This is a genomic window from Kocuria sp. CH-021, assembly GCF_049716185.1.
In the GTDB taxonomy this organism is placed as follows: Bacteria; Actinomycetota; Actinomycetes; order Actinomycetales; family Micrococcaceae; genus Kocuria; species Kocuria cellulosilytica.
The window spans coordinates 1-3,872 of sequence record NZ_JBNAFK010000043.1 but is presented as its reverse complement, the minus strand read 5'-3'; the positions used below and the strand labels follow the sequence as shown (position 1 = coordinate 3,872).

The window sequence follows — 3,872 nt, the reverse complement described above, 5'->3', positions numbered from 1 at the left end:
TGTGACCCGCAGCGATAAGTGGCGTGCTTCTGACAGAGCTAAATGACGGGAGCAAGGCCGAGCGGTCCGATCCGGGTCGATGGGTCGTTCGAGCTCGAGATGGTTGAGAGTTTGTCCGGCCCGGGCTGCTGTCCCACTTCCAAGGTACTGGGACGCTCGGCGTCGAGATCTATGTTCGGGGACTATGGATAACGATTTGAGTGCCAGAAGTTAGTCCTGGAACTCAGTGCCATCTAGGCCGTACGGAACCGACTTCCGGTACGCTGGTCGCATGGAATTGGGCTACGCGCGGGTCTCGACGGCCAAACAGGACCTCGATCGGCAGATCGACGCGCTCCGGCAGGTCGGGATCGCCGCCGAGCGGATCTATGTGGACAAGAAGTCCGGGGCCACCACGGAGCGCCCCGGGTTGACTGCGGCCCTGGCCTACGCACGGGAGGGTGATGTGATCGTGGTGCACACCCTGGACCGGCTCGGACGCACCGTGCGCGACACCCTCAACCTCATCCACGATCTGGCCGAGCGGGGGGTGGGGGTGCGCAACCTGGCGGACCCGATCAAGGTGGACTCCACCAACCCGAACGACCCGATGGCGCAGCTGGCGGTGGTGCTGCTGGCGCTGTTCGGGCAGATGGAACGCACCTACACCCTCGAGCGCGCCGCCCACGCCCGATCGGTGGCCACGGCCAAGGGCCGGCGGATCGGGCGGCCCTCGGTGGTGGACCCGGACAAGCTGGCCTACGCCGCACACCTGCGCGAGGCCGGGCACACGATGGCCGAGATCGTGGCCAAGACCGGCATCACCCGCACCAGCCTCTACCGCCACCTTCCGCCCCGACCGCCGGAGCCGGTGACGGCCGGACCGGTCACCGCCGCCGAACCCGAGCCCGGTCCGGCGGACTGACCCTCGTGGGGTGATGGTGGTGGCGCAGCTGAGTCCGCAGGAGAAAGCGGCACTGGTGCGCCAGCACCTCGACGACGGGGTGCCACTGACCCGACTCGCCGCCCACGCCCAGGTCTCGGTCCGCACCTTGCAGCGCTGGGCCGCCGAGTATCGGACGGACTCCTCGACGGCCGGTCTGGAACGCCAGGTCCGCAGCGACCGCGGCCACCGCCGGCTGCCTGCGGAGCTGATCGCGGTGATCGAGGCCCTGGCGCTGCGCCGGCCGGCACCGACGACCACGTTCATCCACCGCCGGGTGTGCGATCTGGCCCCGGAGCGCGGATGGCCCGTTCCGAGCTACTCGAGCGTGCGCAGCGTGATCGCCGCCATCGACCCCGGGCTGCGCACCCTGGCCCTGGAAGGAGACACCGCCTACCGGGGCCGGTTCGAACTGGTGCACCGCCGGACGGCCACCAGGCCCAATGAGCAGTGGCAGGCCGATCACACCCTGCTCGACGTGGCGATCCTCGACCACCACGGGCGCCCGGTGCGGCCGTGGCTGAGCGTGATCCTCGACGACTATTCCCGCGCGGTCGCCGGCTACACCGTCTTCACCGGCGCCCCGAATGCGGAGCAGACCGCCCTGGCCCTGCACCAGGCCGTGCGGGCCAAGCCCGATCCGGCCTGGCCGGTCCAGGGGCTGCCCGAGGTGCTCTACAGCGACCACGGGGCCGACTTCACCAGCACCCGGCTCGAGCGGGTCTGCTTGGACACCCACATCCGGCTCATCCACTCCCGCGTCGGGGTCCCGCAGGGGAGGGGGAAGATCGAACGCTTCTACGGCACGATCACCACCGAGGTGCTCCCGCACCTGCCCGGACACATCCCGCACGGCACCGGCGGCACCCCCACCTCACCACCCGCCCTGAGCCTGGAGCAGCTCGACGCAGTGGTCCAGCGCTACCTCATCGAGGACTACCACGCCCGGGTGCACTCCGAGACCGGCCAGGCCCCGGCCGCCCGCTGGATCGGGGCCGGGTGGATCCCCCGAGCCCCAGCACGGCCGGAAGATCTCGACCTGCTGCTGCTCACCGCAGCGACCACCCGCATCGTCCAGCGCGACGGCATCCGCTTTCAAGGCACCCGCTACATCTGTCCAGTGCTGGCCGCCTACGTCTCCGAGACCGTGACCATCCGCTACGACCCCCGCGACGCCGGCGAGGTGCGCGTCTACCACCAGGACACCTACCTGTGCCGGGCGATCGCCCCCGAACTGGCCGCCGAGACCATCACCCTCCAGCAGCTGCAACAGGCCCGGGGTGCCCGGCGCGCCGCGCTGAAGCAGCAGTTGCGCGCCCGGCGCAGCCTCGCCGACGCCCTGCCCGCCGACGACCGCTGGGCACCACCACCCGCCCCGGCGCCGCGCCCGACCGCGGGCCCGCCGGCGGAGCCGGCGCCCCGACACCGGTTGCGGACCTATGCCACCGACTGAGCCCGACTCCTCCCGCAGCCTGTTGGGCAAGGGCGACGACGGCCGGCGCTTCCTCTCCGGCACGTTCGGGGAGGTCAACGGGCTCACCTCACCCCCGCCCCCGGGCGCACCGCCGTTCCTGCCCACCCGCGAGCACCGCCGCTTCATCGAGTTCGCCGACACCGTCCGCACCCACCGCTACATCGGTCTGTGCTGGGGCCCACCCGGGGTCGGCAAAACCCTCTCGGCCCGCCACTACGCCGGGGCCCCGCAATGGGAACAGTGGCAACGAGACCTGGGCGAGGACCGCGAGCCCGGCCCCATCCCCGAACGGGTCCTGCAGGCCCGCACCGCGCTGTGGACCCCGACCGTCACCGCCAGCCCCCGACAGGTCGACCAAGCCCTGCCGCGGGCCTGCCAGCAGATCTCCTACGCCATCGACTACCACCGCCACGGCCGCATCGACCCGTTCGTGCACCCCGACTCGCGCTCCTCCGGGCTCACCGAGCTGCTCATCATCGACGAAGCCGACCGGCTCAAGACCACCGGCCTGGAACAGGTCCGCGACTACTACGACCGCCACACCCTCGGGGTGATCCTCATCGGGATGCCCGGCATCGACAAACGCCTGGGACGCTACCCCCAGCTCTACAGCCGTGTGGGCTTCGCCCACGAATACCGCCCGCTCACCCCCGAAGAGCTCACCGCCGTCCTCACCCGTCGCTGGCACACCAATGGACTCGATGGCGAGGACGACGAGTTCACCCGCACGGTCGCGATCGCCACCATCGCCCGGATCACCGGCGGCAACTTCCGCCTCGTCGACCGCCTCCTCACCCAGATCCAACGCATCCTGGACATCAACCAGCTCGAGACCGTCACCCCCGAAGTCGTCGAAGCCGCCCGCGACGCACTCCTCATCGGCCACTGAACAGCGGAGTGGACCACCAAGGCAGCCCGCCATCCCAGAGTCCCTGCTGCCCACTGCGCACCATTCCTCTCGGGCACGTACCGTCGGTACGACTCCGACGTTGCAGCGGAAGTTTCCTATCGCCAAGCCCTTTGCCGTTCTACCCTGAAGGCACGCGATGACGAAGGAGTCCGCCATGTTGCCCCTGCTTCCCTCCGCCACGACAGCGACCGCTTCCTCCAGCTGGGTCTTTCTGACGGTGATCGCCGTCCTCGCCCTGTTGTGCATTGCCGTCCTGGTCATCGGCCGACGCCGCCACCGAAACTCTGGTGCCGACAACTCGGGGCCCCGTGATCGCAGTGTTGCCCCGGAAACCCACTCGGTCGGACTGTGGGGCGCCGGCGGAGGAGCAGGCACCGGAGACATGGGCTGAAGCCCGGCGCAACAAGCCATCCCCCGACATGAAGAACGTGGAACGGCCACCGAGACAGGCCAGGCCATCAATCTCTTCGAACCAGGCTGACCAGCTGGCCCGCTACTGACTGCCCCGCCCCGAAGAAGTCATTTAGCTCTGTCAGAACACCGCCACTTATCGCTGCGGTTCACAC

Annotated in this window: 3 protein-coding genes; all 3 read left to right on the top strand. The window is 69.6% G+C overall.

Annotation, left to right across the window (positions count from 1 at the left end; all coding sequences use genetic code 11):
• The first annotated feature begins 271 nt into the window (after positions 1–271).
• Genes ACPYN7_RS17860 through ACPYN7_RS17850 form a run of 3 tightly spaced genes read left to right on the top strand, consistent with a single transcriptional unit; the run spans position 272 to position 3,285 of the window.
• Positions 272–904: a recombinase family protein gene (locus ACPYN7_RS17860; protein WP_424348536.1), complete on the top strand. Its 633-nt coding sequence runs from the start codon at positions 272–274 to the stop codon at positions 902–904.
• A 13-nt stretch (positions 905–917) separates the two neighbouring features.
• Entirely contained in the window at positions 918–2,375 is a 1,458-nt protein-coding gene (locus ACPYN7_RS17855) for a Mu transposase C-terminal domain-containing protein (RefSeq protein ID WP_424348537.1), read from the top strand.
• Complete coding sequence (locus tag ACPYN7_RS17850; protein ID WP_424348535.1) at positions 2,362–3,285, top strand: AAA family ATPase; 924 nt, start codon at positions 2,362–2,364, stop codon at positions 3,283–3,285. The genes ACPYN7_RS17855 and ACPYN7_RS17850 overlap by 14 nt, the downstream gene beginning before the upstream one ends.
• The last annotated feature ends 587 nt before the right edge of the window (positions 3,286–3,872 follow it).